Raw genomic sequence first — 25,409 nt, forward strand, 5'->3', positions numbered from 1 at the left:
TTCAAAAAGCTTCGCAAGTCAGAGATTGGATGTTGGAAAGCTTTTCTTCGCGAGCCTGCGCAGCCTTTGTCACACGGACATGATTAACGCCAGGCGGCGACCAAGTTACCGGCTCTATGATCGATCCAGCGCCCGGCGTATGGCGGTATGACCAATCGGCGGTTTCCGGGCTTGTTGTCGTTAACATTACAAGATGATTGCATCCTGATTCAGGCAGGTCATTAAGCACGATTTTGAATTCCGGTCGACCGCCCATCGCCCAAGCCAGTTCCGCCACAGATTCCAGCGTAAGGTTATTTGAACCCGAGAGGCAGCGATGGATTCTGGACCGGTCTACGCCCAAGGATTTCGCCAAATCTTGCTGAGTGAGCTTACAGTCATGTTTACGCTGCGCGAAGGCCCCTTGCAATTCGGTCCCGACCGCATTCACGAATACAGCAACGGCTTCACTTTTGGGATCAAGGGCAAATAACCCCTCTTGGTCGTCATCCAGATACGACGTCATTTTCCTTCGCTCCCTTAAGATACTTTGGTTCATCAAGATCAATAGCGATACGCTTGGCGAGAACATCCAGGCGATGCGCCTCGTAACGCGATTTGTCTTCCTTTAGCGTTTCAAAGAAATCGCCCGCGACCGCCACAAAGCAATCCTTGGCTGCAAACCACCCGAAGAATCGTAGATCCGCGGTTCGCATTTCCCATACGTCATCGCTCCCAGGGCGCATTCTTTTGAACATTCGCGGTCCGGGGAACGGTTTGCCGGCAATGAAATCCTTAATGATGGCAAACGCCTGTTGGCGCGGCGAAATATCGTCAGCATAGAATTGGGTCGCTGTCATAACTGGGCCGCGAAGCCAAGCGTCAAATCCCGGAAATGCGAATATTCTGCGATCTTCATACTCGTGTCTCTGCAACCGAACGCGAACGGGTACGAGAACTCCCATTTTGACCAGTTGATCTAATGTTGCCATATAAGTCAACACATTCGAGTAAACAAGGGATTAATTTAGCTGCGGCAGTATGTCCTGTTCATTCTGAAAATACGAATTCATCCGGATGCACGCGAGAGTCAAGTGCAATGAATTGAATTCAACCGTCTCTCCCAAAACAAAAAACGGCACTGCAAGTAGCAACGCCGCGAATATCATGCCGCAAAGAAGCCCTGCGGTTAACCCGTCGTCTCCGCTGTTCGACAATGTTTTACTTGAAGCGATTTCGAGACATTCGCGCGAAGTCCGTTTCTAGCGGGCCATACATGTCTTCGTATTTCCTCACACCGTCCTGAAGTAGGAGTGACAAATCCTTTGCGGACTGAGGGCTCATCGCAAGGATCGCTGCAGGTTGGATCCCGGCGCGAAAACCGCTTGGATTTTCATTTGTAGGCTGAGAACGGGCCAGCGAATTGACCGACAGGATAACGTTAAATTCGGTGCTGCTCCAATACGCGTGAAACGTTGACGCATATAAAAGAGGAGCCTGAATTCGTTCAGACAAATCAGTATTTACTGCTGCGGAAGCACCTATTTTTTCGTCAGCCATAAACGCCCCCTGCGCTGAAGGCAAAAAAGCTCGGCTCCTCATCCTATCCGAGTACATTGCCAGAGCGCGATAATTAGTCAATCCTCATAAAGGATCAGGCATTTGCAGGCATCAGTTCGGGATGAAGGTACTATCCGGACGGGCGGCATTGCGAGGCCAAAGGGCGTATATCGCTCACGACATTCTCATGTTCTAATTCCACAGTCGGCCGTGCCCACGACCGCAATTGAAACGAGCACTTCATGGACCTCTGCCCCTGTCCCTAACCGGATGGGGGCCTTTTCATAGCAATAAGGGAGATTCGATGAGGAGAATGTTCGCGCTAGCAGTCATTGCGTTGGCTGTTCAAAGCCATCCCGCTTTGGCGACGGACAATTCCGCAGTCTCCGTGTTTGCCGCAAAAGCGAGAACGGACACCAACCTTCAAGAGATGCTTTTCATTGCGGGAGAGGCACTCTCCTGGGCAAATGACGAAATGGCGACGAAAGCAAATGGAAAGCGGCTGTACTGTCCTCCTGCCAATACGAAAATTGACGGCGAGCGGTATGCGGCAATATTTGAGAGCTACGTCAAGAGGAAGGCCTGGACCCAACGTTTGGGGCCTTGGGGCTTTGAAGGCTACCTTCTCCTTGCACTTGAGGACACGTTTCCCTGCCAGAACTGAACCGCTATCATCCGTCCATTCTCATCCGGGTTTTCCCGCACCAATGGTCGACAGCACCGGCGCGGCCGGCCTGGTATCGATTTGCAGATCCTCGCTCACAGCAGTGTCGGCTCCGGATCGTCGTCAGTCGGCTCGTCGACAGGCTCGATGATATCCGGTCTATCGTTCTTCGGCGAACCAACATCCTTGCCGATCGGCCACATAGTCATCAGCTCGCTCGGGAACGGCCTCATCAGGTCATAGGGATCGGGCTCCGCTGACAACCAGCGCTCATAGTCTTCCGGATGCAACACGACGGGCATGCGGTCATGGATCTGCGCCATCATTTCGTTCGGCGCGCAGGTGATGATCGCAAACGTCTTCTCGTCGAGACCGGTATCCGGATTGCGGCGACTGGACCAGATGCCGGCGAGGGCGAAGGGCTCACCCGATTTCATCGCGATCGCATAAGGTTTCTTGTTCTTGCCGGTCCCGTAGATGTCCTTCCATTCGAAAAAGCCATTGATCGGCACCAAGCAGCGTTTCGACTTGTAGGAATGCTTGAACATGCCGCTGGTGGAAATCCCTTCGGCCCTGGCATTGATCATCGGCCGGCCCGCGTCCTTTGCCCAAGCTGGAATGAAGCCCCAGCGCGCCGATGCAAAGATCGGACCCATGACGTCCGGCTCTCGCACAATCTCGCGGACAATGATCGGGTAATCCTGCTGCGGTGCGCCGTTGTAGCGGGGAAAGCGGTTCGCCAGTCCTTCGACATCACCGGGACCCGCAAAGGCGAAATTGTCCAGCAACTCCCGCAATGACGATCGGATGTATACGCGTCCGCACATAGGCCTCTCCCTAAACACCTTTGCCGTTCAGTCGCATGATGGCGTCATAACATTTTTCGACGCGACACGCCGCCTCCCTGGCGCCCCATTCCCATCCGCCAGAGGGACACTGGCGTTCCAACCGCTCAAGCGGCACATGCTCGACCAGCCAGAACCATTTTTCGCATTGCTGGGTATAATCGAGCCGGAATATGCGCCCGACGCATGTGCCGTCCTTGTAGCCGACGAAATCGTCTCCCTTTTTCCCCGCCCATGTGTGCCGCCATTTGTAGCGCGGCTTTTCGTCTGCCGTGATGCTCTCGTGGCCTTTCCAGCCGTTGGTCTCGATCGCTTTCGCCGGCTCCGGTGCGCGCTCAATCGCCATCACCGTATAGGCGGCAAGGATGGCATCGCGGATTTGTTCCGAGATCTGATCCTTCACGGCTTCTCGCTCTTCCGTCGAAATGCTTGCCAGGTGAAAGGCTTCTTCATCCGGGATACCGCGCAAGATCGCCTCGATTTTCGCTGCGATCTCGGCCGCCGGCACTGGTTGATCCCCATTGCAGATCTGCACTACGCGCAACAGCTCTTTGGCCATGTCGAGCGCGATGTGGGGGACGGGGGCAAGGTTGCGGCGTTTGCCGATGTCATAACCGGCAAGATCGCGCCTGGTACCACGACTGAGGCGTGTCAGGCAGATAGAAGCGACGAAGCTCAGGCTTTCGAAAGGTGGCATTGCATAGAGATCGCGGGGCACTTTATTCCTCGTTTTTTTGTTGCCGCCGCATGCCGGTTCTTATTATGTTCCGGCGCTGATTTGAGTCAATGGTGATCTCGATTGGCTCGAAATTCCTATGGAGAAGAGATGAGAATCGCCGTCGCCACGATTGTCGCGCTTCTATGCGCTAGCCCGCTCTATGCCGGTCAGCCTGCCGCAGCAAAGGTCTTCATCTGCTTCACGCCAGCCGAGCAATGTGAGAGCCTGATCGTCGGCGAAATCGACCGAGCGAAATCCTCCATCCGCGTCCAGGCATATGGCTTCACGTCTCTGCCGATCATCCACGCGCTGCAGAGCGCCGCGGGGAGGGGCGTTGAAGTCCTGGCGATCCTCGACAAGACCAATGAGCGGAAATATTCAGGAGCTACGTTGCTGGAGGCCGCCGGCATTCCGGTCTGGATCGATTACGAGCCGGCAATCGCCCATAACAAGGTTATCGTGATCGACGGGCATCTCGTGATAGGCGGCTCGTATAATTACACGGCTGCAGCGCAACGACGAAATGCTGAGAACGTGACGTTCATGGAAAGCCGAGAGGTGGCCAGAGATTTCCTGGCGAACTGGGATAGCCGGCTGAAGGTGGCTAGGACGTTCAATGGTCCACTTCGATGAACGGTTATATTCCTTGTCTCGGTTCAAATATCTCGAAGGGCACCTTGATAACACAACCAACGGTATGCCACGTTTCGTCCGGCGCAGAGTCTGGACTAAGTGAACTGATGAACGAGGCAATAAAAGCAAAGGCAATACGTTGGGCCGCCAAGCCCACTTTCATTCTGCTATTGGTCTGGTTCTTCCTTGGCGTCATATCCATCTTAGCAACAGTGGGTGGATATGGTTTCGTGCCATCAACGGCTTGGGTCGGGACCACGGCCTCCTTCCGAGTTTCTGCTGGTCTCGTCGCGGCGGTTCTATTTCCCTGCCTTGTTCTGAAGGGTTTGCAAATCACGAATGTAGGGCAGCTAAGAAAGATAGGCGCGATTTTGATTGCGCCACTAATGGGCTACTTTTTGGGAAGCGCCCCGGCCGTCCTTGGCGGTCCGATGGTGGCGGCGATATTCGCAGGGCACGACGTCGAACTTCCTTTCGTGGTTGCCGAGGCGCATGGCAACGGTCACAGGGGCTGCCGATTGCCGATAAAACTGCGAGACCTACCCTTCTTCTACGACAAGCTTTGCAGTGTTCCCGATGATCTTAGGCAGCCCCTCAAACCTGGTATGCGGATCATCGTGGAAGGCCGGGGCACCAGGTTGGGCCTCTACGCCAGCAGTTTTCGGATTGAACAGTAGTCGTGCCGAACGGTTGCGCCTCTGTGCACGTTACCTTCGAAGGTAACTCTTGCGGCCGTCGTCGGTAAGGCAGAAGTGGCCGCCGCGTGGCCCGACGCAATATGATCCGCCTCGGCATGAGCAATCTGGTGAAGCCGTTGGCTCCATATCGGCCGGCGTCGATCCGAGGAGGGCGGCGCCGCCCATATAAACCTCACATGATTTCTTGCTGGCGCTGACAGATCCGTCGTTGCAGATGAAGGTCGATCCCTGGCAATGATCAATGCCGCCTTTGTGGCCGCTGCAAGGGGTATTGGTCGCCCAGCACGTCGCCGGCACTAATATCAACATCGTGCCCGCGATAGCCGCCCAAGCCTTCATCAATTCCCCCGTTCAGCCGTCAATGCAGAACCTGCAGTACCATAAGCGTCACCGCGATTGCGCCTGAGCACACCGTCATGACAGTCAAAATCGAAGTCGACATCATATCGCTCCTCAAACGAATTTGTGGAGCTACCTATCGTGGCGGTAGGGGTGTGTCGCGTGACAGATGGCGTGACACAGCGAGAATTCGCCTAGAGGTTACTCAGGCCGAAGCAGCGCTTTATGTGCTTCCAAACCTTGTTCGGTAATCCAAAAGTAGTCGATATTGTCGACACGATCTCTGCCGACGAAACCGCGGGCCTCCAGACGGCTAACGGTATCGTCGCCGCATCCGTTGATCTGACGCCAAGAAACTCGCCCGTTCACGCCGTATTGACTCAGTTTCTCAAGGCCCAATTTTTCGCGTTTTCCAATTGGTTTGCCGGGGATTGAAGCCTTCCATTTCTCCTCGGCAAGCGCCATCAATCTATTCATGTCCTCTTGGCCCATAGTCCGAGGGTCAAAACCGAGCTTGTCGTACCATTGCTTGAGAGGATGCGATGGATCGTCAACGATGGGATAGCCGCCGGGGCCATCTTCCGGATCAGGAGCTTGCCTACCTCTCTCCAATCTGGTTGCCAGGCTTTCCTTTGGAGGGCGAGTTTTCCCCGAGTTGGAATCTGCCTCTATTTCGCCGTTAGGGTCCAACGACAAAAGCCATTCATCAAGACGTTGTCGTAGATATCGCTCGCCTCGCGTCGAGCCGGTGAATGCGATGGGCGCGACCAGACAGAGACTCGTGAATAGTTCATAAGACAATCCACAGTAAGCGGCCGCCATCTTCTTGTTGAGTGCTGCGGGCCAATACGGCAGCCGATTTGAACTCTCATCGACCATCAATCATCCCAATAGTTTGTTTTCGGCGGTGGATCACCCTCAGGATCGAATAGATCGTCTGGTTCCGGATAGAGCTTCCTCTCCACCAGTGTGGCCTGTATCCGCTCGGCAGATGTTTCCGCCTCTAATGCAGCGAGCCGAGTTTCTGCCCAGGAAATCATTCGTTGGTAATCGGGTGGCAGATCGCCGGTTTTCGGTACCTTCGCAATCGTCTCTTGCAAATCATCGACTTCTCGTCGGGCATCAGCGATCCAGCGGAGGAATTCCAGCCTCTCACCTTCGCGTTTCTCGCGAAGCGACGCAAGTTGGCGGCGACGTGCCGTATGCGCGCGAAGCTCTTCCTCCCGCCGCCGCTTTTCATCCCTTTCTTTCTCCGCTACGAAATTGATACGAAAGCTTTCGACTATCTTGGGCAACGATTGCTCGATCTTCCGTGTATCGCTATCCGCCCAGTTTTTGCCAATCCCGGCCGCGCAGCCATAGATCTCTAGGGTAAAGCGCCCGACGTGCAGGTAATCAAACGTATACCAGCTATTTTTTGAGGTGTTTTTCACCCTCTTTCTCGGGGCATTGATTGCGAAGTCGACCTTAGTACCTTCTTTGGCGAAGCCGATGCGGCCCTCAGTGCTGAATACGAATCCATGTGGAGCAAGGTCTGCTGCGATACTGCTGATTAGGGACGCGACACGGGTAAGATCTGCTGGCGGAACTTTGACATACTTCAGATAGACAAACCCGTCGCGATCCGGGCGCAAACTTCGCAGCTCCGCGATAAAAGCAGCTACTTCCGGACGTATCTTCACAGGGGACGGGGTAGCTAAATTGGAAGGCGCCGAGGTCTCTTCATTCCGGTCTGCTGCGGCCTTCTTCAGCACGGAAGAGGAGCGTTCACGTGGAGGACTGGAAATCGGAATAGGTTTTCTGGCAACAGGAGGGCCCTTGCCTTCGCTAGCCGCGATCGCCGCCTCAACAATGGTCGTAGCATAAACGCTAGGTTTGGCCTGAGGCGGCGCGATTGTAACGATATGCAGCGAGGCATTTTCGACCGCTCGCAATGACGTCTTTTTCGGTGTCTCTCCGGCTTCGATCTTTTCTCGATAACGCTTCGGTGGCACCGGTACGAGATAGTTGTGGCAGATCCGGATGAGAAGATTGGTAGTCACCCCGAAGCGGCTCGCCAGTTCTTCAATCGGAGTGGACCACACAAGTTCATGGAATTCTTCGCGGCTGTAGGATCGCTTTATGTCGTCCATGGGCTTCCCGGAAACAAACATGCCGACGGGAAACTGCTGAGTCATAACGTCAGAGTCAAGGATCGGAGCGAACTTGCCGGCAACACACAACTTCGGGCAGGGCTTAGTCTTGTCGGTTATTTCCCTGATGAGGAGATAGCGGTTGCCGCTCTTGCTGCCGGCCAATGCCAAAAGCATCTATCCGGGCCTGCCGACGAGCAAGCGCGCGAACGAAATTCAGAAAGGCTTCCCTCGCTTCGTCTGGCAATTCAGAAAACTGCATGCTGGACCTCAACGGTATCGAACCGCCGACCAGTAAATTATCCTTTTCCGAGAAAAATCAATATTGACGCCACCCCGCTTCGGACCGAAAGAAGGCGAGAACAAATGGTCCGCGCGGACCGCTTGCGGACCGATTGGATGGACAGAACCGGAACAGACAGGGACCACGTAGATTTGTCTGCCCCGGAAATGGTGGGTTTTCGCGAAGCTTTCTCCGTTCGGGACGTGGGGGTCGAGTGTTCGAATCACTCCACTCCGACCAGCTTGAAAAGCCCGCATTCGCGGGCTTTTTTCGTTTTGGGCTTCGGTGCCGATTTCTTCCGCGCCTCCGGTTTATCAAGGCTGCCCAATGTTCGCCCGTTGCTGCTGCGCATGGTGTTGCAACCGGTGCTGACGGCGGATGGGCGGAGTATTTGGGATCGGACTCAACGAAAAGCTAATTTAATTAATTCAAAAGTTTGGTTGAAATTAAAAAATTTAATTGATAATATCTAATTGTTAGGCGACTTTCCGCCTACGTGGCTGCACCCGTAGCCACAGCTGGGCCGCCACATCGTCCCCGACAGGCGGCCCAATTTTTGTCTGTATCCACAAATTGGGATTTGCGGAGGTGGACGGGGAGGGCGAAGGAATCTTGCGACGGGCGATGACCACTTTGAGGTCGTGCCGATCAACGCATTTTCCCCATGGCGGCCATTGACTGGAACTAACTCCGCTCTTTCTCCGTTGAAAGTCCAGAGTCCCAAGATGAGCGACGCCCGTAGGCGCGAACGAGATGGTAAGGGTACTCCCGAGGAGATGTACATGGATCTCACCACACTTCTCATAATAGTCGTGATACTTCTTGTGCTGGGTGGCGGCTGGTACGGTCGCGGACGCTGGTATTAAACCGACGCTCATCGGGCTGCATCGCTGGATCACAAGCACTGCGAGGCGCTGTTGTGTCCCTAGATCACTGTGCTGATGGGCGAAGCCAATGGATCTCGAGCGGATAAGGGCTTCTATTCGCAGGAGTAATTTTCGATTCCGCCGCGCCAATCAACTCCGCTAAAGCCTCCACAACATCCTTATTGACAAAAACTAAGTCTATCTTACTATTAGCCTGCTAGATTAGATTGACCTCCAATCTGCACCCATGGTGGCCTGGCCGTTTCCCTTGGCTAGGCCACTTTTCTTTTGCTGCGTGCTTTGCTCCCGTCGGCCCCGCCAGTGCCTTGCGCTCGGGCGCGGCATTGGTCTCGGATTTTCCGGTTCTGTTTTTCCTCCGCTCGCTGCCTTCTATCGCTGCAACAAACTGCCGGTAGGGCTCGCCGTGTGATATGCTTTTGCGGCGTGGTCGCTTTTTCGTTGCAGGAAACACTATATACAGAATTGGAGCGGGACGGCTGACTCGATGCTGAGGAGGGGCGCCCGCGTGGTGAAGCGAAGCGAGGGTTAGGGATGCAGTCTTGGCGGGGACGAAATGCCGGCGGCGCGGCTTTGAATTGGGTTGCCGCGATGAACAGGCCGGTTGCTGCCGCTCTGTCCGGGCTGGCGCTGGCCGTGACGATGCTGCTCGCATCCGGCACCCACAATTCGGCACGGGCCGGTGATTGCGGCGATGTGGCTTCGCCTGGTCTCGATTGGAGCGAATGCAGCAAAAACAATATCATGCTGCAGGGTAGTGATCTTCAAAAAGCCAACCTCGTCGGCGCTCATTTCGACGGCACCGATCTCAGCAATGCCAATCTCACATTGGCAAATCTGGAGAAGGCGACGCTGGTGCGCACTTGGTTGAAGAATGCGCGGGCCGATGCGGCGAATTTCTCGAGGATCGAAGCATACCGATCCGATTTCAGCAACATCATGGCCAACGGCGCCAGATTTGCCAGTGCCGAGCTGCAGCGGGCCGAATTCGGCGGCGCGCAGCTTACCAACGCGGATTTTCAGAAGGCCGAGCTTGGCCGTGCCGATTTCGACAAGGCGGTGCTGACGGGGACGAATTTTTCTCTGGCCAATCTTTCCCGCGCTGCTCTGAGCGGCGCGACGATCAAAGGCCCGGTCGCCTTTAGCGGCGCCTTCATGTTTCTGACCCGTATCGAAGGGCTCGATCTCTCGACCGCCACCGGCCTGGAACAGCAGCAAATCAATCTTGCCTGCGGCGATAAGGCGACCAAGTTGCCCGCAGGGCTAACAACGCCGGAAAGCTGGCCCTGTCCGCCTGACGACAAGGACTGAGTACGATCCGGCCGGCAACGACATAACCGAAAGGCAGCAATCCGATGTTTGCGGAAAAGACGATCCAACACGACAGCAAACCCGAATTCTATCGTGAACTTGCCATTCAGTTGCAGGCGCTGCTCGAAGGCGAGACCGATCCGATCGCCAACGCCGCCAATACGTCAGCGCTGATTTACCAGATGCTGCCGGACCTCAACTGGGCCGGCTTCTATTTCCTGCAGTCGGATGACGAGCTCGTGCTCGGGCCGTTCCAGGGCAAGCCGGCCTGCGTCCGCATCGCGGTCGGCCGCGGCGTGTGCGGGACGGCGGTCGAGGAGGAGCGGTCGATTCTTGTCGAGGACGTGCATGCTTTCCCAGGCCATATCGCCTGCGATGCCGCCTCCCGTTCGGAGCTGGTGGTGCCGCTGTTGCGCGATGGCTATGTTTTCGGTGTCATCGATCTGGATAGCCCGCTCGCCGGCCGCTTCGATACCGACGATCAGGCCGGCATCGAGGCGCTGGCGACGATCTATGCCGCTGCCTGCGACTGGGATCACTGATCGCCGCCAGATGGGCGGCACATCACGCCGCCGTGTGCGATATGGCAAATCGCTTGCCCCATACCTATATCTGCGTCGCAACCACTCCCGCGACGCTCATCGAGTTCGATGTCTGTAACGATATCCAGGGTTCTCTCGTAGTGCCTGGTAGAGTTCGAAATATGCGTCTGAGGGCAAGGAGAACAGGAATGCAGAACTACCGCAAGACTTCCGAGGCTATAGCGAAGCTGTCTCCCGAGCAGTACCGCGTGACGCAGCAAAGCGGTACCGAGCGTCCGGGCACGGGCGAATATCTCAACAACAAGCAGCCCGGCATCTATGTCGACATCGTATCGGGCGAGCCGCTGTTTGCCTCTTCCGACAAGTTCGATTCCGGCTGCGGCTGGCCGAGCTTCACCAAGCCGATCGAAACTGCCAACATCAATGAGCTGACCGACCTTTCGCACGGTATGCTGCGCACCGAAGTGCGCTCCATCCATGGCGATAGCCATTTGGGCCATGTCTTCCCGGATGGACCGGAGGATCGCGGCGGCCTGCGCTATTGCATCAATTCCGCCTCCCTTCGTTTCGTGCATCGCGACAGGATGGAGGCCGAGGGTTATGGTGCCTATCTCGACCAAGTGGAGGATATCCGATGACTACGGAACGTGCAGTTCTCGCCGGCGGTTGTTTCTGGGGCATGCAGGACCTCATCCGCCGCTATAACGGCGTCATCTCGACGCGTGTCGGCTATACCGGCGGCGACGTCCGCAATGCGACCTATCGCAACCACGGCACCCATGCGGAAGCGATCGAGATCGTCTTCGACCCCGAGAAGATCAGTTACCGCGACCTGCTGGAATTCTTCTTCCAGATCCATGATCCGTCCACGCGCAACCGCCAGGGCAACGATGTCGGCATGAGCTATCGCTCGGCTATTTTCTATACCAGCGACGAGCAGAAGCGGGTCGCCTTGGATACGATCGCCGATGTCGACGCTTCTGGTCTCTGGCCGGGCAAGGTCGTCACCGAGGTCACGCCGGCAAGCGATTTCTGGGAGGCCGAGCCGGAGCACCAGGACTATCTGGAGCGTATTCCGAACGGCTACACCTGCCATTTCGTCCGCCCCGGCTGGAAATTGCCGATCAGGCAATCCGGCACTGACACTACCCAGCGCGCGGCGTCCTGAATGACGGACACGTTGGCCGCCGGAGGCGGTCATGGATGAAGGGCTGGGACACTATCTCGGCACATGGGACGTGAGGCGGAAGGTCATCGACCGCCTCAACGCCTCCCTTATCCTCTTCGAAGGTCAGGCGTTCGTCACGCCTCACCAGTTCGAAGAACATGGCGACACGACGATGGACTATGCGACGCTCAGGAGCAGCCGTACCTATCGCCTGCGTGGCGAGGCTGGACATGTCGCCGTCTGCTTCCCCGACCTCACCGAATTCATCCGCATCGGAAATAGCGCCTCGCAGCGCGTCGTTCATCATTGCGGCGCGGATCTATATCGCGGTCGCCTTTTCTTTCGCGGGCCGGATGCATGGGCAGAAATGTGGCACGTGCAAGGCCCCCGAAAACACTATCTGAGCCTCGCTCATTATCGGCGCGCCTAGCTCGGCAGTGCGGGATGCGAGGCTAAAAATGCCTGCGCTTCCTTCTGCAGCCATTCGCAGAACAGGACCGATTTTCGATTCCGCCGGGCGCGCCGCAGCGCCACGTAATGATGGCCGCTGTCGATAAAACCCAATGGGGCGGCGAGGCGGCCGAAGCGGATGTCATCGGTCACATAGGGCCAAGGCGCGACGCCGACGCCAAGGCCGGCGCTTGCAGCCTCCAGCATGAAATAGAAATGTTCATATTCCACCCGCGTTCCGACCTCGACCGGCGCGCCCGAGCGCGACAGCCAGTCGCCCCAGGCGCGAAGGCGGGTTCTGGTGTGAAGCTGCGGAACGCCGGCAAAATTCTCCGCGACGGTTCTTTCGAGGGAAGGGGAGATAACCGGGCCTGTCTGCTCGGGAAAAAGCGCGATCACCTCCGCGCCCTGCGGCCAGGGTGCGGCACCGACCCGGATCGCAACGTCGAATCCGTCTCGCATAAAATCGACGGGGCGGGACGATGCCGTCAGGCGAACCTCGATATTGGGATACTCCGCCTGAAACCGGTAAAGCCGCGGGATCAGCCAACGCATGGTGAAGGTGCCGGGGCAGGAGACGTCGAGCGATCCGTCTTCCATATCCGCAACCGACCGCACCGACATGTCGATCTGATCGAAGGCGGAGACCAAGCCAGACAACAAAGTCGAACCCGCCTCGGTCAATCGCAGCTTGTTCTTCGGCCCTTCGAACAGTGGCACGCCCAACACATCCTCGAGATGCTGGATCTGACGGCTGACGGCGCTATGCGTCACGTTCAGCTCATCGGCCGCGAGCGTCATCCGCCCATGCCGGCCGGCGGCTTCGAAGGCGCGTAATGCGTTGAGGGAGGGTATGCGGCGGGGCATGTGAGATTTCCGAACAACTTTTGTTCGATCATATCGTTTTTCTTCTCGCGCACCATAATGTTTTGTCCTGCTTACAATCTAAATTTCCCGTTGAGGGAATAATGAAGTTCGGAAAAGCAAGAGCATTTTCGGCAACCGCAAGGCCGTGCCGAACCAACAACGAAGCTGCTGAATACAGCCAGAAAGCGAGGATGAAGACCATGGCCAACCGACATCAGGACGGCAGCGCCGGTGACGCAAATTACGGCGTCATCGGCACGAATTACGCAAGATACCGCCAGCCGGATCCACATATTGCGGCGTTTATCCGCGCCGCATTGGGCGATGCCCGCAGCGTCCTCAATCTCGGTGCCGGCGCCGGCTCTTATGAGCCCGTTGATCGCGCGGTGACAGCCGTTGAGCCGTCTGCGTCCATGCGGGCGCAGCGGCCCGCGCATCTGCCCGCCGCCATCGATGCTACCGCCGAGAAGCTTCCCTTTGCAGACGACAGTTTCGATGCCTGCATGGCGACATTCACCGTGCATCAGTGGTCCGATCTGGTGGCCGGACTTGGCGAGATGCGGCGGGTGACACGCGGTCCCGTTCTGATCCTGACCGCCGATCCCGACGAGCTCGATCGCTTCTGGCTCGTCGATTACGCACCCGAAGTGATCGCGGTAGAGGCGCGCCGCTATCCGCAAATGGCAACCATCAGCGAAGGATTGGGCGGCAACGCTGAGGTCATTCCCGTGCCGATCCCGCTCCATTGCACTGATGGTTTCGGGGAGGCCTATTACGGACGTCCGGAACGCCTGCTGGAGCCGGGCGCCCGGCTCGCCAACTCGGCCTGGAGCTTCGTCGACGCTTCGATCGGCGAGCGCTTCGTCGCCGAACTCGGACGCGATCTTAAGGACGGTACATGGGATGCCAAATATAGGCATCTGCGCACCCAGCCGGAATTCGAGGGGTCGCTGAAGCTGATCGTCGGTGGCGGGCGATCCTGAACTGGATTAAAAGGGGAAATCTTTTGTCCTCGCCATTCGGCGAGGACACGCTTAACGGTGGATGGGACCGTTCCCAAGGCTGGCGAACGATCCCCGATCAGAAAATGCTATTGGCGAGGCATCCGCCGCCTTGTTTGTGCGGCTCGGGCCAGTTCCTCCAATGTGCGGACGGAGGTCGGCCAATCAATGCAGCCGTCGGTGATGCTTTGGCCATAGACCAGCGCTTTGCCGGGAACGAGATCCTGGCGGCCGCCGACGATGTTGCTCTCCATCATCATGCCCTTGATGTGCCGGTTGCCGGCAGAGATCTGCTCCGCGACCGAGCTGACGACCAGCGGCTGATTCTCGGGGTTCTTGCTGCTATTGGCATGGCTGGCATCGATGATGATCTGCGCATCAAGTCCAGCCTGGAGTGCCTGAGCCGATACTGCCTGCACACTGGCCGCGTCAAAATTGGGCTGCTTGCCGCCGCGCAGAATGATGTGGCAATCCTCGTTGCCGCGCGTCGAGGCAATCGCCGCAAGGCCTTCCTTGGTCACAGCCGGGAAATGATGCGGCTGCGAGGCCGCCACGATCGCATCGAGCGCTATCCTTACGTCGCCATTCGTGCCGTTCTTGAAGCCGACTGGGCACGAAAGACCTGACGCGAGCTGGCGATGCACCTGGCTCTCGGTCGTCCTCGCGCCGATCGCGCCCCAGCTCACCAAGTCGGCGATGTATTGCGGCGTGATCGTATCAAGGAACTCGCAGCCGGCGGGCAGCCCGATTTCGTTGACATCGATCAAAAGGCTTCTCGCAATGCGCAATCCCTCTTCGATGCGGTAGCTTCCGTCGAGATGAGGGTCGTTGATGAGGCCCTTCCAGCCGACCGTCGTGCGAGGCTTCTCGAAATAGACCCGCATGATGATTTCGAGATCGTCGGCGAACCGATCGCGCTGTTCCTTCAGGCGTGTGGCATAGTCCCGTGCAGCGACAGGATCGTGGATGGAGCAGGGGCCGATCACGACGATCAACCGATCATCGTCATTGTGCAGGATGCGGTGAACGGCGCTGCGCGCTTCCGTCACCGTCGTGGTGACGGCCTCATCCCTGGGAATCTCCTCTAAAATACGGGAGGGTGGGGTGAGGGCAGTGATCTCGACAATTCGCAAATCATCAGTGGAATTCAACACGGTATCGGTTCCTTTTTGGGTCATACCGTGCCGACAAAAAAGCCGCCAGGTAGGACTAGCGGCTGTTCGGGTCTATGTCGTTGCGTCGATTTTACCTACGCACGGGCCCGCCTCCGCTGAGAGCAGCGGTACGAATAAAATCGCGAGGCATTTGCGCAGGTGAATGACATGCGGCCTCTCTACGACAAAAAAAGCGGCTTGTCGATGATGTTGATAGGTTCGAAGCGCATCATCACAACCTTTGGCGTGTGCGGCGGCTTCTTCGCTCTGGCGACATGGCTTTCGAACCGGCTGCCGCTCTTCGGCCTTCTGCTGGCAGTTTCCCAAAACAATGCCATCGGTCTTGGCATTGAAGGGTTAGCTTAGCTAGTGTAAGAATAACATTATATATAATATATAGAACACAAAATTCTACCTCCGGATGTCATGCATCCGGTTGGTAGCGATTAAGGAATGTGAGCGGAACCCGTCTCGGAAGGACCGGCCCGGCTTCGCTGGAAGTCGGCCCGGTCCCCATCCGATCAGGGGTCAAGTCAGATCAGATCTCAGAAATGAGGTCTTAGAAGCTACGCTGGAAGCGCAGAACGCCAGCCCACTGGTCCTGGTTGATGGAGTCCCAGTTGGTGTAGGAAACTTCCGGCTGAACCAGGAGGTTCTTAACCGGGTTCCAACGAAGGTTGGCGGTTGCTGCGAAGATCTTCGAGTCGGTGTAGGCAACCTGAGCGTTAGCCTGCAGCTTGTCGTTGAACGGAACGGTGACGCCGCCCCAAACAGCCCAGTCGCCCCAGCCGATGCCCTTGGCCGGGCCTGCGCCGTTCGCGCTGGCGTACTTGTTCAGCTTGTCGCCGTCGGTGTTCCAGCCGCCCATGATGAACGCCTTGAAGACGCCGAAGTCGGCATCGGCGCGAGCCTTGATGGCGCCTTCTTCGACGATGGAGTCATAACCACCGACGACCTTGAAGCCGAAGTTGCCAGCCTTGTAGCCAGCACCGGCAACGACGTCCGGAGCGTAGTGATCCGAGCTGTCTTCGCCGTTGACGCCGGTTGCGCCAGCGCCGGAGTTGGAATCTTCGAGCGAGATGACCGCCGTGAAGCCGTTGCCGGCGTCGTAGTTGTAGGTCAACTGGTTGAGTTCGTACGGGCCGTCATAGACGACGTCGTCGTTGATGACGTTGCCAGCGTAACCCATGTACAGGTTGTACTGCGAGTCGAGCTTACCGATGGTGAAGCCAGCGAGGCTGATGTTAGCGAACAGAAGCTTCGTGCTCGTGGAGCCGCCTTCCTGCCAATCCCAACGGTAGATGGTGTTGGTCTTCAACGGACCAAACTCGGTGTCGGTCGCGGTATCGACGCTCAGCTGAGCGCGGGTGTGCCACAGCGTACCAAAACGGTCAGCCGGGTTGTAGGCGTTGTACCACTTGCCTTCGGTGCGGACCATGCCGCCGATCTTGAGGCAGGTTTCGGTGCCCGGAATGAAGAAGTAGCCAGCGCCGTATGCGTCGCAGATGCGGACGTATTCGAGCGGCTCCGGTTCAGCAGCAACAACAGCGTCAGCCGCGTGAGCGCCGGAAACTGCTGCAAGCGCAGCAGCGGAGCCGAGAAGAAGGCTCTTGATATTCATAAAAACTCCAATCCAATATAGATTGGGCACAGGCCATCGCGCCGAGAAATCGACGTGCCTCACCCTATCCCTGTTAAAAACCCCGACTCGGGAGAAACGGGCCCCACCCGCTTCTGTCCGCTATTAAGACCGAATTCCTGTAAAGTAATATGATATATTTTTCTCAGAATGACGTTTTCGTGATTTTTCATTTTAAGTTGCATGAAAGCAACATCTGCAAATACAAATAGTAAGGCTGGCATAATATTGCCTGCGTAATAATCATTTCGAAGTAGAAAGAATGGGAAACGACGCCGGACAAGGTGCAGGGGAAGGGTGCGCGCCCAGCAATTCCGCGCAGAAGATCAAAGCCGCGCTCAAGCCACGCCTTCCGCGACATCGGGAGTTGGATTGTACGCGCGATGAAAGTCGAAATGCGCCGGGGTAATTAAGGACGTAATTAATAGAGCGCGGTGCGCTTCGAAGTCGGCGATATCAGCCTGCTCAGCATGGCGCCGATCGCGATGCCCCAGAGAGCTCCGGTCATGGCGACGATGATATCCATCGAAGAGCCATAACTTCCGTTTGCCAGGAAATGCGAGAAGCAGAGCACCGAGACGCTGCCGATCATCAGCAGGCAGGTGAAGGAGGGGGACTGCGGATAGGCAAGTCGCGCCAGCATGCCCGCGACGCAGAGTGCGCCGGCACGATACATGTTGAAGGGGTTGCCAAATTCGGCCTGCCAATTGAGATGCGCAAAGGTCACGGCAACCAGTGCCGCGATGTAGCCCCAAGCGATAATTTTCAAAAACCGACCAGATATCATGGGCCTATTGTACAACAATGGTGGAGCGAAACTCCAGTCTCTGGCGTTTCCCAGGGGTTCTGATCGCCATCTTGGGGTGCACACATTTTGTGTGTTCGAGAAATATATTGTTGTGCGCGACGAAAGACGGAAGCGTTTGCCGTTCATACTTTCTTAAGCGGAGAATGCGCCAACACATGGAGAAACTTTCGACATTTCTCACAAAAAAGGGGCCACTCGGCCCCTTTTCCATCACGAATTTAATTTCGATCAAATATCGCTGGCGGCGTTTGCCCAGATCTCCGCAGCTTGCGCGGCGGTGACGCGGCGAACTTCGGTTTCGTCGCGGCGACTGGCGAAGAGTTCGCTCGCCATGATCTGGTCGGCAAGATCGGCCGGCAGCGACAGGAGGACGCGTTGGCCATCCTTGTGGATGCCGCCGATATCGGTGCGCTTACCGGTGATCATACCGCCGGCGACCGTGTTGTTGCTGTCCGGATCGATCAGGATGAAAGATCCGGTCGAGCGGTTCTGTTCGTAGGGGTCGAAGACCGCAGCCTCGTCGAAGGAAAGGCGGACCTTTCCGATGGCATTCATCCACAGCGACTGTGCCGGTGCCCAGGCGCCGGTCTTCAGCTCGAGCTGAGCGATGGGTTGCACCTGCACGCGCTGGCGGCGGCTGCCGCTCTTCAGCCAATAGCGCTTGCCCGGCTCGATGCCCTCCGGCTGCAGCGCGACGATCTGAGCGTCGAAGGCAAGGCCGGATTGCGGCTGGCTGTCGATGGCGACGATCATGTCACCGCGCGACACGTCCACCTGGCGGTCGAGCACCAGCGTAATCGCGTCTCCTGCGACGGCGGCGTTGCGGACGAGATCGAAGGTAACGATCTTGGAGACATTGGCGACCATGCCCGACGGTAGGATCATGACGCTGTCGCCCGGCTTCACCGAGCCGCCGGCAACGGTGCCCTGATAGCCGCGGAAGCTTTCGCCCGGGCGCGATACGCGCTGGACGGAAAGGCGGAAACCGACCGCCTGAGCCGAACGCACGGTGGCGAGTTCCAGTGTCTCGACCAGCGTCGGACCGGTGTACCAGGGCATCGCGGCCTGGCCGGAATAAACGACATTTTCACCCTTCAGCGCCGACATCGGAATGGCGGTGATCTGCTTGACGCCGAGCGACAGAGCGAATTCGCGGAAATCATGCGAAATCTTCTCGAAACCGGCACGGTCGTAGTTCGTCAGGTCGATCTTGTTGATGGCGAGCACGAACTGCTTGATGCCGAGCAGCGAAGCGATGGTCGCATGGCGGCGCGTCTGTTCGAGGATGCCCATGCGCGCATCGACCAGTAGCACGGCGAGGTCGGCGGTGGAGGCGCCGGTCGCCATGTTGCGGGTGTATTGCTCGTGGCCGGGCGTGTCGGCGACGATGAAGGAGCGCTTGTCGGTCGAGAAATAGCGATAGGCGACATCGATGGTGATGCCCTGTTCGCGCTCGGCCTGAAGGCCATCGAGCAGAAGTGCGAAGTCGGGCAGGCCGAGATCGTTCTGCTTGCCGGTGGAATCGCGCTGCAGCGTGGCGGCCTGGTCTTCCTTCACGGCCTTGGTGTCCCAGAGCAGACGACCGATCAGCGTGGATTTGCCGTCATCGACGCTGCCGCATGTGATCAGGCGAAGCGGACGCGTATCGCGCACTGCCTTGGCAGGCTCGGCGGCAGGCAGGGTGACGACGTTTGCGGTTGCGGCTGCAGTCATCTCAGAAATATCCTTCACGCTTCTTCTTTTCCATGGAGCCGGATTGGTCGCGGTCGATGGCGCGGCCCTGTCGTTCGGAAACCGTGGCGATTTCCAGCTCGGCAATAACATCTTCGAGTGTGGTGGCAGTGGAGCGGATCGCGCCCGTCAGCGGGAAGCAGCCGAGCGTACGGAAACGGATGACTTCCTCGCGCTTGACCTCGCCCGGCAGCAGTTCAAGCCGCGGATCGGCGGCCATGATCATCATGCCGTCGCGCTCGACGATAGGGCGCTTCTCGGCGAAATAGAGCGGCACGATCGGAATGTCTTCGGCCTGGATGTAGCGCCAGATGTCGACCTCGGTCCAGTTCGACAGCGGGAAGACGCGGACGCTCTCACCCTTGCGGATCTGGCCGTTATAGATGTTCCAGAGTTCCGGGCGCTGGTTGCGCGGATCCCAGCGATGGTCCGGCGTGCGGAAGGAATAGATGCGTTCCTTGGCGCGCGAAGCCTCTTCGTCGCGGCGCGCACCGCCGAAAGCGGCGTCGTACTGACCGGCATCGAGCGCCTGGCGCAGCGCTTCGGTCTTCATGATGTCGGTATAACGTGCCGAGCCGTGGGTAAAGGGTGTGATGTTTTCGGCCTTGCCGCGCGGATTGATGTGCTCGATCAGATCGAGATCGTATTTCTTCACGATCTCGTCGCGGAAGGTGATCATCTCGGCGAATTTCCAGCCGGTGTTCACATGCAGCAGCGGGAAGGGCACGCGGCCGGGATAGAAGGCCTTGCGGGCCAGATGCAGCAGCACGGAGGAATCCTTGCCGATCGAATACAGCATCACTGGACGCTCGAATTCGGCCGCCACTTCGCGGAAGATATGAATCGACTCGTTTTCCAGCGCCTTCAAATGCGGATCGAGCGGCGGCTTGGTGCTCTGCGGATTGGACAGTTCCGTATCCGGACGGCTATCGGGCATTTCTAACTCCAGAACTTCAGATAGTCCCGACCGGGAGGCTGGCCGGAAGAATAGGATATGTTTGGTTCCCGGTAGGCTGGCGGCAGGTTGAGCTGCGCCTCATACCGATGCCGGGAACCGGCGGGATACGTCACTGTGCAGCGACTGCGGCTTCCTCCTGAACATGCAGGCCGCATTCGCGTTTCTCATCGTTTTCCCACCACCAGCGACCGGCCCGCTCGGGCTCGCCCGGCTTGATGGCGCGAGTGCAGGGTTCACAGCCAATAGAGGGATAGCCGCGTTGGTGCAACGGGTTCACCGGCACGCTGTTGTCGGCGACATAGGCGCGGATCGCATCGATGTCCCAATCGGCAAGCGGGTTGACCTTGATGAGATTGCGCTCGGGATCGTATTCGGCAAAAGCCGTATCGGCGCGATTGGCCGACTGGCCGCGGCGCAGGCCGGTGACCCAGATCGTGGCGCCGGAAAGTGCTCGCGCAAGCGGCTTGAGCTTGCGCACGCCACAACAGGCATGCCGGGCTTCGACGCTCTCATAGAAACCGTTGAGGCCATACTTTTCCGCATAGGCATCGATATCGGCCTGCTCCGGCTCGTAGCGGCTGATGCGGATGTCGTATTGGCTTTCGGTTTCGTCGATCAACGCCAGCGTTTCGGGAAAAAGGCGGCCGGTCTGCAGCGTTGCAACTTCGATCGGCAGGCGGTGATTGCCGATCTCCGCCGTGATGACCTGATCTTCGATTCCGAGGGAGGTCGTAAAGACGGCACGGCCGCCGAGGCCGGCGACCAGAGACAGACGGCCGGCGAGATCAAGCGACGCCAACCGGCTGTTCAGCGTTCCGGCTTCTTCGATAAGAGTGATGGCAGTCATAGGGAGTCCTGTCCTGATATTGCCCCGGAGTATCGCAGCTTGTCAGCGGAGCGGACAGAAAAATGGATTTCGAAAGCAAGGGAATAGAGAGCAAATATCTCCATGAAGCCACGTCCATGCGGAAAACCGACCGCCTCGGCTGTTAACCAAGACGTTTTGCCCTCTGCGGAAGGCCGGCGTGGCAGCACCGATAAGACTAGTCATATCTAAGTGCTTGCTTTAATGTCTATAGAAATAGTAGGGTTACACGCGGCTTGTCAAACGGAAATCGGAAGTGATGGTCAAAAAGATGCGGAAGGCCGAATTTTGTCCTAAACTGCTGACATAAAATGACAGAATGAAAACAAGGCTGGGTTGCCAGCGATGCCAAGCTATTCGCGGTCTACATATTGATGCGTATGGAAGCTTGGTGAAAGTGTTGAAAGTTCCGAAACGATGTGGCCGGATGTATCGGGTGAGCGCATCGTATGTGTGTGTAGACGGTTCGAAATGATCACTCAAAAAGCAAAATATGCGTTGCGGGCGCTGTCTGCTCTGGCTCAGACCGAGGCGGGCGAGCCGATGATGATTTCCGATATTGCCGCGCAGCAGAAAATCCCGAAGAAATTTCTGGAACAGATCCTTCTCGACCTGAAACATCAGGGCATCGTCATCAGCCGCCGCGGCAAGCAGGGTGGTTATCTCCTGCGCAAGCCGGCGAATGAAATCACCTTCGGCGAGATCCTGCGCATCATCGACGGGCCGATCGCGCCGCTACCCTGTCTTTCCATCACCGCCTATCGTCGCTGCGACGATTGCGATGGCGAACAGACCTGCGAAATCCGCCATGTTTTCGCCAGGGTCGCTGACGCCACCCGCAAGGTCCTGTTCTCGACAACTATCGCCGATGCGGTGGCGTTGCCGGAAAACGCCGAGGTCACGCGGCTGCTGGCCTGAGTGGGGCTTTTCAGCCGGCGGCGTGCTCTTCGCCAGCTTCTTTCTCGATTGTCCGACGCGCCCGGATCGCCGCGGCGATGAAAACGCGCGAGAGCCCATGATAGAGCGGTTCGCGCGATAGGAGGCGCGAGGTGACATAACCGATCATCGACACCGCCATGATCGGAATGACGGCCTGATGGTCGCCTGTCATTTCCAGGATGATGACGAAGGCCGTCATTGGCGCCTGCACCACGCCTGCGAAATAGCCCGCCATGCCAAGGATCGCCGCCAATGCGATGCTGCTGCCAATGAGAGTGCCGATCGTACTGCCGAAACCGGCGCCGACGGCGAGCGACGGCGCGAAAATGCCGCCTGGAATGCCTGATATCATCGACAGGAAACTTGCCAGCAGTTTTTCGACGAAGAACAGCAGGGGCAGGGCATGTCCTTCCACAGCGCCGCGCGCTTGGTCATAGCCGGTGCCGAACGTGCTGCCGCCGGACGTGACGCCGATCGCGGCAACCACCAGGCCACAGCAACCGGCAAGCATCAGCATGCGCTTGAGAGGCTGCGGTTGTGCCCACCGGCGAACGCGTATGCCGGCATATAGCGCAAAACCGCTGAAAGCTGCCCCAAGCGCGCCGCCGCCGATGCCGCAGATCAGGACGAGCGCCCAATCCGCAAGTGCGGCCGGAGCGGCATTGGCTGTGCCGAAATAATTATAGCTGCCGGAGAGACCGAGGGCGGCAAGGCCGGAGAGGATAACTGCAGTGAGTACCAGACCATTGGCACGCGATTCATAGGTCCTGCTCATCTCTTCGATGGCGAAGACGATGCCGGCGAGCGGTGTGTTGAAGGCGGCGGCAATGCCGGCGGCCGAACCCGCCAAGATCAAGCCTTTGGCCTGCGCCATGCCGCCGAAGCGGGCAACCGCCAGCATGAAGGAGGCGCCCACCTGCACCGTCGGTCCCTCGCGGCCGATCGAGGCGCCGCAGAACAGCCCGAGAATGGTCAGCACGATCTTTCCAAAGGCAAGCCGAAGCGACAGCAGCTTCGTGCGGTCTTCGTCATGATGCAGATGCCGCGCCGCGATCGCCTGCGGAATGCCGCTGCCTTGAGAATTCGGAAACAGTGTCGCCGCAAGCCAGGCTGAGAGCACGAAGCCGAGCGGCGTCATGACGAGCGGCAACAGAGAGGTCCATTCTCCGGAACTTATCACTCCGGCAAAGGCGCGCTGCGCCAGGTCGGCCAGCTTGGCGAAACCGACGCTGATTACTCCGATCGCCAGAGCCCCAGTCCAAAACACCAGCCGCGGCCGCCAGAGATGGATCGAACCCCAGAAAACACGAGAACGGCGGAGGAGTTTGGATTTGCGGTAGATAGGGGGCATGGATTTCGAGCCGGACGGACTATCAAATCGTGACGCTGCACTTTAGGTCCGAACGTTTAACCGCAGGATAAAGATCGCGATAGTCAAACTGTGTTACGGTCGTTCACCTCAGACCCGCATTGACTGACACGACGGTGACCGTCCTTGCCGTCCGGCATCAGCGGGAAGAGGATTATCACTGAAGCCCATCGACGGTTACCGATCGCTCACCGCCCATCGCGGGTTGATCCACGGCTCCTGATTCGATCGCGCCAGCCTTGGCTTGCCGAGAATATGGTCGGCAGCTTTTTCGCCGGTCATGATCGAAGGACCGTTGAGATTGCCGTAGGTGATGTGCGGAAAGATCGAGCTGTCGGCGACGCGCAGGCCATCGACGCCGATGACGCGGGTGTCCGGGTCGACCACGGCCATGGGGTCGTCCTTCGAGCCCATCTTGCAGGTGCCGCAAGGGTGATAGGCGCTCTCCAGATGGTGGCGCAAAAAGGCGTCGATCTGGTCATCGGTCTGGACGTCTGGGCCTGGCTGGATTTCCGGGCCGCGATATTCGTTGAAGGCCTCTTGCCCGAAGATTTCGCGTGTGAGGCGCACGCAATGGCGGAATTTTTCCCAATCCTCCGGATGGCTCATATAGTTGAAGCGGATGACGGGATCGGCCTTGGGGTCAGAGGAGCGCAACGTCACGGCACCCCGCGATTTCGACAGGTTATAGCCGACATGCGCCTGGAATCCGTGGCTCTTCGCCGCCGCCTTGCCGTCATAGCTGATGGCGACCGGCAGGAAGTGATATTGGATATCGGGCTGCTTGACCCCCGGCGCAGATCGCACGAAGGCACAGGCTTCGAACTGGTTGGAAGTGCCGAGGCCGGATTTGAAGAACATCCACTGCGCGCCGGCGATGCCCTGCATGTACCAGGGCAGCCAGGAATAGAGCGAAACCGGCTTCAGGCTGGTCTGCTGGAAATAGAATTCCATGTGGTCCTGCAGATTGGCGCCGACGCCCGGCCGGTTCACTTTCACCTCGATGCCCATCTCCTGTAGATGCGCCGCAGGGCCGATGCCGGAGAGCATCAGCAGCTTCGGTGAGTTGAAGGAGGAGGCCGAGACGATGACCTCGCGGTTCGCCTTGACGATCTCGATCTTGCCACTGCGTTCGATTTCGACGCCTGTCGCACGGCCGTTTTCGATCACCACCCTGCGGGCGAGGCAACGGATCAGTTGGACATTCGGCCGCTTCAGCGCCGGCTTCAGATAGGCGGTCGCCGCCGACCAGCGCCGGCCGGCCCAGGTGGTCTGTTCCATCAGGCCGAAGCCTTCCTGCTTGCCGCCGTTATAATCTTCGGTCGCCTCGAAGCCCGCCTGCTTGCCGGCTTCGATGAAGGCATGGAACAGCGGATTGCGGGCATCGCCGCGCCGCACATGCAAGGGGCCGTCGGTCCCGCGCCAGCCCTCTTCGCCGCCATGCGAATGTTCCATCCGCTTGAAATAGGGGAGCACATCGGCATAGGCCCAGCCATTAGCGCCAAGCTCCTCCCAGCGGTTGAAATCCTCCGCGTGACCGCGGACATAGACCATGCCGTTGATCGAGGACGAGCCACCAATGACCTTGCCGCGCGGCGCCGTGATGCGCCGGTTGTTGAGCTGCGGCTCCGGCTCGGAGAGATAACCCCAATTGTAGCGGCTCATGCTCATCGGCCAGGCAAGCGCCGCCGGCATCTGGATGAAGGGTCCAACATCGCTGCCGCCAAATTCCAATACGATGACCGAATGCTTACCGTCTTCCGACAGCCGATAGGCCATGGCGGAGCCGGCGGAACCTGAGCCGATGATGACGAAATCTGCCTGCATTTTTGTCTCCGTGTGGCCGCCCCGATCCTTCGAGGCTCGCCTTTG

Annotated in this window: 28 protein-coding genes; 12 read left to right on the forward strand and 16 right to left on the reverse strand. The window is 58.0% G+C overall.

Annotation, left to right across the window (positions count from 1 at the left end; all coding sequences use genetic code 11):
- Position 1 precedes the first annotated feature (1 nt).
- The 3 genes from NXC24_RS05120 to NXC24_RS05130 form a co-directional block, all read right to left on the reverse strand.
- Positions 2 to 505 carry a helix-turn-helix domain-containing protein gene (locus NXC24_RS05120; protein WP_104822321.1) on the reverse strand — a complete coding sequence of 168 codons (504 nt, stop codon included), beginning with the start codon at positions 503 to 505 and terminating at the stop codon, positions 2 to 4.
- Positions 486 to 839, reverse strand: coding sequence for a hypothetical protein (locus NXC24_RS05125; RefSeq protein WP_158704421.1), 354 nt, complete (start codon positions 837 to 839; stop codon positions 486 to 488). The genes NXC24_RS05120 and NXC24_RS05125 overlap by 20 nt, the downstream gene beginning before the upstream one ends.
- 361 nt (positions 840 to 1,200) lie before the next feature.
- Positions 1,201 to 1,539 carry a hypothetical protein gene (locus NXC24_RS05130; protein ID WP_158704422.1) on the reverse strand — a complete coding sequence of 113 codons (339 nt, stop codon included), beginning with the start codon at positions 1,537 to 1,539 and terminating at the stop codon, positions 1,201 to 1,203.
- 304 nt (positions 1,540 to 1,843) lie between these two features.
- Here NXC24_RS05130 and NXC24_RS05135 point away from each other — a divergent pair, with 304 nt between their 5' ends.
- Entirely contained in the window at positions 1,844 to 2,203 is a 360-nt protein-coding gene (locus tag NXC24_RS05135; protein WP_104822324.1) for a hypothetical protein, read from the forward strand.
- A 95-nt stretch (positions 2,204 to 2,298) separates the two neighbouring features.
- Here NXC24_RS05135 and NXC24_RS05140 read toward each other — a convergent pair whose 3' ends face one another.
- Positions 2,299 to 3,030: an SOS response-associated peptidase gene (locus tag NXC24_RS05140; RefSeq protein ID WP_104822325.1), complete on the reverse strand. Its 732-nt coding sequence runs from the start codon at positions 3,028 to 3,030 to the stop codon at positions 2,299 to 2,301.
- Positions 3,031 to 3,040: 10 nt separating this feature from the next.
- Positions 3,041 to 3,766: a hypothetical protein gene (locus NXC24_RS05145; RefSeq protein ID WP_104822326.1), complete on the reverse strand. Its 726-nt coding sequence runs from the start codon at positions 3,764 to 3,766 to the stop codon at positions 3,041 to 3,043.
- 108 nt (positions 3,767 to 3,874) lie between these two features.
- Between NXC24_RS05145 and NXC24_RS05150 the strand changes: the two genes are divergently transcribed.
- Positions 3,875 to 4,399 (forward strand): phospholipase D family protein, encoded by a 525-nt coding sequence (locus NXC24_RS05150; RefSeq protein ID WP_104822327.1) that lies wholly within the window; start codon positions 3,875 to 3,877, stop codon positions 4,397 to 4,399.
- A gap of 107 nt (positions 4,400 to 4,506) precedes the next feature.
- Positions 4,507 to 5,076, forward strand: a complete 570-nt coding sequence (locus tag NXC24_RS05155; protein ID WP_104822328.1) for a hypothetical protein — start codon at positions 4,507 to 4,509, stop codon at positions 5,074 to 5,076.
- Positions 5,077 to 5,637: 561 nt separating this feature from the next.
- Here NXC24_RS05155 and NXC24_RS35425 read toward each other — a convergent pair.
- Together NXC24_RS35425 and NXC24_RS05170 are read right to left on the reverse strand one after the other, a co-directional pair.
- Positions 5,638 to 6,315 carry a hypothetical protein gene (locus NXC24_RS35425; protein ID WP_199773526.1) on the reverse strand — a complete coding sequence of 226 codons (678 nt, stop codon included), beginning with the start codon at positions 6,313 to 6,315 and terminating at the stop codon, positions 5,638 to 5,640.
- Positions 6,315 to 7,568, reverse strand: a complete 1,254-nt coding sequence (locus tag NXC24_RS05170) for a hypothetical protein (protein ID WP_158704423.1) — start codon at positions 7,566 to 7,568, stop codon at positions 6,315 to 6,317. The genes NXC24_RS35425 and NXC24_RS05170 overlap by 1 nt, the downstream gene beginning before the upstream one ends.
- On the opposite strand from NXC24_RS05170, the gene NXC24_RS35025 reads away from it, so the two are divergent.
- The 6 genes from NXC24_RS35025 (at position 7,527) to NXC24_RS05200 (ending at position 12,186) form a co-directional block, all read left to right on the forward strand.
- Positions 7,527 to 8,324: a hypothetical protein gene (locus NXC24_RS35025; protein ID WP_158704424.1), complete on the forward strand. Its 798-nt coding sequence runs from the start codon at positions 7,527 to 7,529 to the stop codon at positions 8,322 to 8,324. The genes NXC24_RS05170 and NXC24_RS35025 overlap by 42 nt on opposite strands.
- 1,053 nt (positions 8,325 to 9,377) lie before the next feature.
- On the forward strand, positions 9,378 to 10,046 hold the full coding sequence (locus NXC24_RS05180; RefSeq protein ID WP_245463967.1) for a pentapeptide repeat-containing protein: 669 nt from the start codon (positions 9,378 to 9,380) through the stop codon (positions 10,044 to 10,046).
- Positions 10,047 to 10,090: 44 nt separating this feature from the next.
- Positions 10,091 to 10,588 carry a GAF domain-containing protein gene (locus NXC24_RS05185; protein WP_104822333.1) on the forward strand — a complete coding sequence of 166 codons (498 nt, stop codon included), beginning with the start codon at positions 10,091 to 10,093 and terminating at the stop codon, positions 10,586 to 10,588.
- Between the two features lie 188 nt (positions 10,589 to 10,776).
- Entirely contained in the window at positions 10,777 to 11,226 is a 450-nt protein-coding gene (msrB, locus tag NXC24_RS05190) for a peptide-methionine (R)-S-oxide reductase MsrB (protein WP_104822334.1), read from the forward strand.
- Positions 11,223 to 11,756, forward strand: coding sequence for a peptide-methionine (S)-S-oxide reductase MsrA (gene msrA, locus NXC24_RS05195; protein WP_104822335.1), 534 nt, complete (start codon positions 11,223 to 11,225; stop codon positions 11,754 to 11,756). Before msrB ends, msrA begins: the two co-directional genes overlap by 4 nt.
- 31 nt (positions 11,757 to 11,787) lie before the next feature.
- Positions 11,788 to 12,186, forward strand: a complete 399-nt coding sequence (locus NXC24_RS05200) for a DUF6314 family protein (protein ID WP_104822336.1) — start codon at positions 11,788 to 11,790, stop codon at positions 12,184 to 12,186.
- Here NXC24_RS05200 and NXC24_RS05205 read toward each other — a convergent pair.
- Positions 12,183 to 13,073 carry a LysR family transcriptional regulator gene (locus tag NXC24_RS05205; RefSeq protein ID WP_104822337.1) on the reverse strand — a complete coding sequence of 297 codons (891 nt, stop codon included), beginning with the start codon at positions 13,071 to 13,073 and terminating at the stop codon, positions 12,183 to 12,185. The two genes, NXC24_RS05200 and NXC24_RS05205, sit on opposite strands and share 4 nt — an antisense overlap.
- 191 nt (positions 13,074 to 13,264) lie before the next feature.
- On the opposite strand from NXC24_RS05205, the gene NXC24_RS05210 reads away from it, so the two are divergent.
- The gene (locus NXC24_RS05210) at positions 13,265 to 14,056 is read left to right on the forward strand and encodes a class I SAM-dependent methyltransferase (RefSeq protein ID WP_104825015.1); all 792 of its coding nucleotides are present in this window, start codon (positions 13,265 to 13,267) and stop codon (positions 14,054 to 14,056) included.
- A 107-nt stretch (positions 14,057 to 14,163) separates the two neighbouring features.
- Here the strand turns inward: NXC24_RS05210 and NXC24_RS05215 are convergent, their stop codons facing one another.
- Positions 14,164 to 15,228 carry a 3-deoxy-7-phosphoheptulonate synthase gene (locus NXC24_RS05215; RefSeq protein WP_104822338.1) on the reverse strand — a complete coding sequence of 355 codons (1,065 nt, stop codon included), beginning with the start codon at positions 15,226 to 15,228 and terminating at the stop codon, positions 14,164 to 14,166.
- A 159-nt stretch (positions 15,229 to 15,387) separates the two neighbouring features.
- Here NXC24_RS05215 and NXC24_RS05220 point away from each other — a divergent pair, with 159 nt between their 5' ends.
- A complete protein-coding gene (locus NXC24_RS05220) occupies positions 15,388 to 15,594 on the forward strand; it encodes a hypothetical protein (RefSeq protein ID WP_158704425.1) in 207 nt (68 codons plus the stop codon).
- Between the two features lie 193 nt (positions 15,595 to 15,787).
- On the opposite strand, the gene NXC24_RS05225 is transcribed toward NXC24_RS05220, so the two are convergent.
- The 5 genes from NXC24_RS05225 to NXC24_RS05250 form a co-directional block, all read right to left on the reverse strand.
- A complete protein-coding gene (locus tag NXC24_RS05225) occupies positions 15,788 to 16,849 on the reverse strand; it encodes a porin (protein WP_104822340.1) in 1,062 nt (353 codons plus the stop codon).
- A gap of 439 nt (positions 16,850 to 17,288) precedes the next feature.
- The gene (locus tag NXC24_RS05230; RefSeq protein ID WP_104825016.1) at positions 17,289 to 17,636 is read right to left on the reverse strand and encodes a hypothetical protein; all 348 of its coding nucleotides are present in this window, start codon (positions 17,634 to 17,636) and stop codon (positions 17,289 to 17,291) included.
- Positions 17,637 to 17,903: 267 nt separating this feature from the next.
- On the reverse strand, positions 17,904 to 19,388 hold the full coding sequence (gene cysN / locus NXC24_RS05240; protein WP_104822342.1) for a sulfate adenylyltransferase subunit CysN: 1,485 nt from the start codon (positions 19,386 to 19,388) through the stop codon (positions 17,904 to 17,906).
- A gap of 1 nt (position 19,389) precedes the next feature.
- Positions 19,390 to 20,343 carry a sulfate adenylyltransferase subunit CysD gene (cysD, locus tag NXC24_RS05245; RefSeq protein WP_104822343.1) on the reverse strand — a complete coding sequence of 318 codons (954 nt, stop codon included), beginning with the start codon at positions 20,341 to 20,343 and terminating at the stop codon, positions 19,390 to 19,392.
- 130 nt (positions 20,344 to 20,473) lie between these two features.
- The gene (locus NXC24_RS05250; RefSeq protein ID WP_104822344.1) at positions 20,474 to 21,211 is read right to left on the reverse strand and encodes a phosphoadenylyl-sulfate reductase; all 738 of its coding nucleotides are present in this window, start codon (positions 21,209 to 21,211) and stop codon (positions 20,474 to 20,476) included.
- A 489-nt stretch (positions 21,212 to 21,700) separates the two neighbouring features.
- On the opposite strand from NXC24_RS05250, the gene NXC24_RS05255 reads away from it, so the two are divergent.
- The gene (locus NXC24_RS05255; protein WP_104822345.1) at positions 21,701 to 22,147 is read left to right on the forward strand and encodes an Rrf2 family transcriptional regulator; all 447 of its coding nucleotides are present in this window, start codon (positions 21,701 to 21,703) and stop codon (positions 22,145 to 22,147) included.
- Between the two features lie 10 nt (positions 22,148 to 22,157).
- Here the strand turns inward: NXC24_RS05255 and NXC24_RS05260 are convergent, their stop codons facing one another.
- Both NXC24_RS05260 and betA read right to left on the reverse strand, forming a co-directional pair.
- Positions 22,158 to 23,519, reverse strand: a complete 1,362-nt coding sequence (locus NXC24_RS05260; RefSeq protein WP_104822346.1) for a chloride channel protein — start codon at positions 23,517 to 23,519, stop codon at positions 22,158 to 22,160.
- Positions 23,520 to 23,714: 195 nt separating this feature from the next.
- A complete protein-coding gene (gene betA / locus NXC24_RS05265) occupies positions 23,715 to 25,364 on the reverse strand; it encodes a choline dehydrogenase (RefSeq protein WP_104822347.1) in 1,650 nt (549 codons plus the stop codon).
- Positions 25,365 to 25,409: the final 45 nt, after the last annotated feature.

This window comes from Rhizobium sp. NXC24 (genome assembly GCF_002944315.1).
GTDB lineage: Bacteria > Pseudomonadota > Alphaproteobacteria > Rhizobiales > Rhizobiaceae > Rhizobium.

What these genes read in the sequence shown, in the direction of transcription:
- NXC24_RS05260 (WP_104822346.1), bottom strand. Translation starts at nt 23,519, where the DNA reads ATGCCCCCTATCTACCGCAAATCCAAACTCCTCCGCCGTTCTCGTGTT.
- NXC24_RS05135 (WP_104822324.1), top strand. Translation starts at nt 1,844, where the DNA reads ATGAGGAGAATGTTCGCGCTAGCAGTCATTGCGTTGGCTGTTCAAAGC.
- NXC24_RS05200 (WP_104822336.1), top strand. Translation starts at nt 11,788, where the DNA reads ATGGATGAAGGGCTGGGACACTATCTCGGCACATGGGACGTGAGGCGG.
- NXC24_RS05155 (WP_104822328.1), top strand. Translation starts at nt 4,507, where the DNA reads ATGAACGAGGCAATAAAAGCAAAGGCAATACGTTGGGCCGCCAAGCCC.
- NXC24_RS35425 (WP_199773526.1), bottom strand. Translation starts at nt 6,315, where the DNA reads ATGGTCGATGAGAGTTCAAATCGGCTGCCGTATTGGCCCGCAGCACTC.
- NXC24_RS05210 (WP_104825015.1), top strand. Translation starts at nt 13,265, where the DNA reads ATGAAGACCATGGCCAACCGACATCAGGACGGCAGCGCCGGTGACGCA.
- NXC24_RS05120 (WP_104822321.1), bottom strand. Translation starts at nt 505, where the DNA reads ATGACGTCGTATCTGGATGACGACCAAGAGGGGTTATTTGCCCTTGAT.
- NXC24_RS05185 (WP_104822333.1), top strand. Translation starts at nt 10,091, where the DNA reads ATGTTTGCGGAAAAGACGATCCAACACGACAGCAAACCCGAATTCTAT.
- NXC24_RS05170 (WP_158704423.1), bottom strand. Translation starts at nt 7,568, where the DNA reads ATGGACGACATAAAGCGATCCTACAGCCGCGAAGAATTCCATGAACTT.
- NXC24_RS05255 (WP_104822345.1), top strand. Translation starts at nt 21,701, where the DNA reads ATGATCACTCAAAAAGCAAAATATGCGTTGCGGGCGCTGTCTGCTCTG.
- NXC24_RS05150 (WP_104822327.1), top strand. Translation starts at nt 3,875, where the DNA reads ATGAGAATCGCCGTCGCCACGATTGTCGCGCTTCTATGCGCTAGCCCG.
- NXC24_RS05140 (WP_104822325.1), bottom strand. Translation starts at nt 3,030, where the DNA reads ATGTGCGGACGCGTATACATCCGATCGTCATTGCGGGAGTTGCTGGAC.
- cysN (WP_104822342.1), bottom strand. Translation starts at nt 19,388, where the DNA reads ATGACTGCAGCCGCAACCGCAAACGTCGTCACCCTGCCTGCCGCCGAG.
- msrA (WP_104822335.1), top strand. Translation starts at nt 11,223, where the DNA reads ATGACTACGGAACGTGCAGTTCTCGCCGGCGGTTGTTTCTGGGGCATG.
- cysD (WP_104822343.1), bottom strand. Translation starts at nt 20,343, where the DNA reads ATGCCCGATAGCCGTCCGGATACGGAACTGTCCAATCCGCAGAGCACC.
- NXC24_RS05225 (WP_104822340.1), bottom strand. Translation starts at nt 16,849, where the DNA reads ATGAATATCAAGAGCCTTCTTCTCGGCTCCGCTGCTGCGCTTGCAGCA.
- betA (WP_104822347.1), bottom strand. Translation starts at nt 25,364, where the DNA reads ATGCAGGCAGATTTCGTCATCATCGGCTCAGGTTCCGCCGGCTCCGCC.
- NXC24_RS05125 (WP_158704421.1), bottom strand. Translation starts at nt 839, where the DNA reads ATGACAGCGACCCAATTCTATGCTGACGATATTTCGCCGCGCCAACAG.
- msrB (WP_104822334.1), top strand. Translation starts at nt 10,777, where the DNA reads ATGCAGAACTACCGCAAGACTTCCGAGGCTATAGCGAAGCTGTCTCCC.
- NXC24_RS05250 (WP_104822344.1), bottom strand. Translation starts at nt 21,211, where the DNA reads ATGACTGCCATCACTCTTATCGAAGAAGCCGGAACGCTGAACAGCCGG.
- NXC24_RS05180 (WP_245463967.1), top strand. Translation starts at nt 9,378, where the DNA reads ATGCTGCTCGCATCCGGCACCCACAATTCGGCACGGGCCGGTGATTGC.
- NXC24_RS35025 (WP_158704424.1), top strand. Translation starts at nt 7,527, where the DNA reads ATGGAATTCTTCGCGGCTGTAGGATCGCTTTATGTCGTCCATGGGCTT.
- NXC24_RS05130 (WP_158704422.1), bottom strand. Translation starts at nt 1,539, where the DNA reads ATGGCTGACGAAAAAATAGGTGCTTCCGCAGCAGTAAATACTGATTTG.
- NXC24_RS05205 (WP_104822337.1), bottom strand. Translation starts at nt 13,073, where the DNA reads ATGCCCCGCCGCATACCCTCCCTCAACGCATTACGCGCCTTCGAAGCC.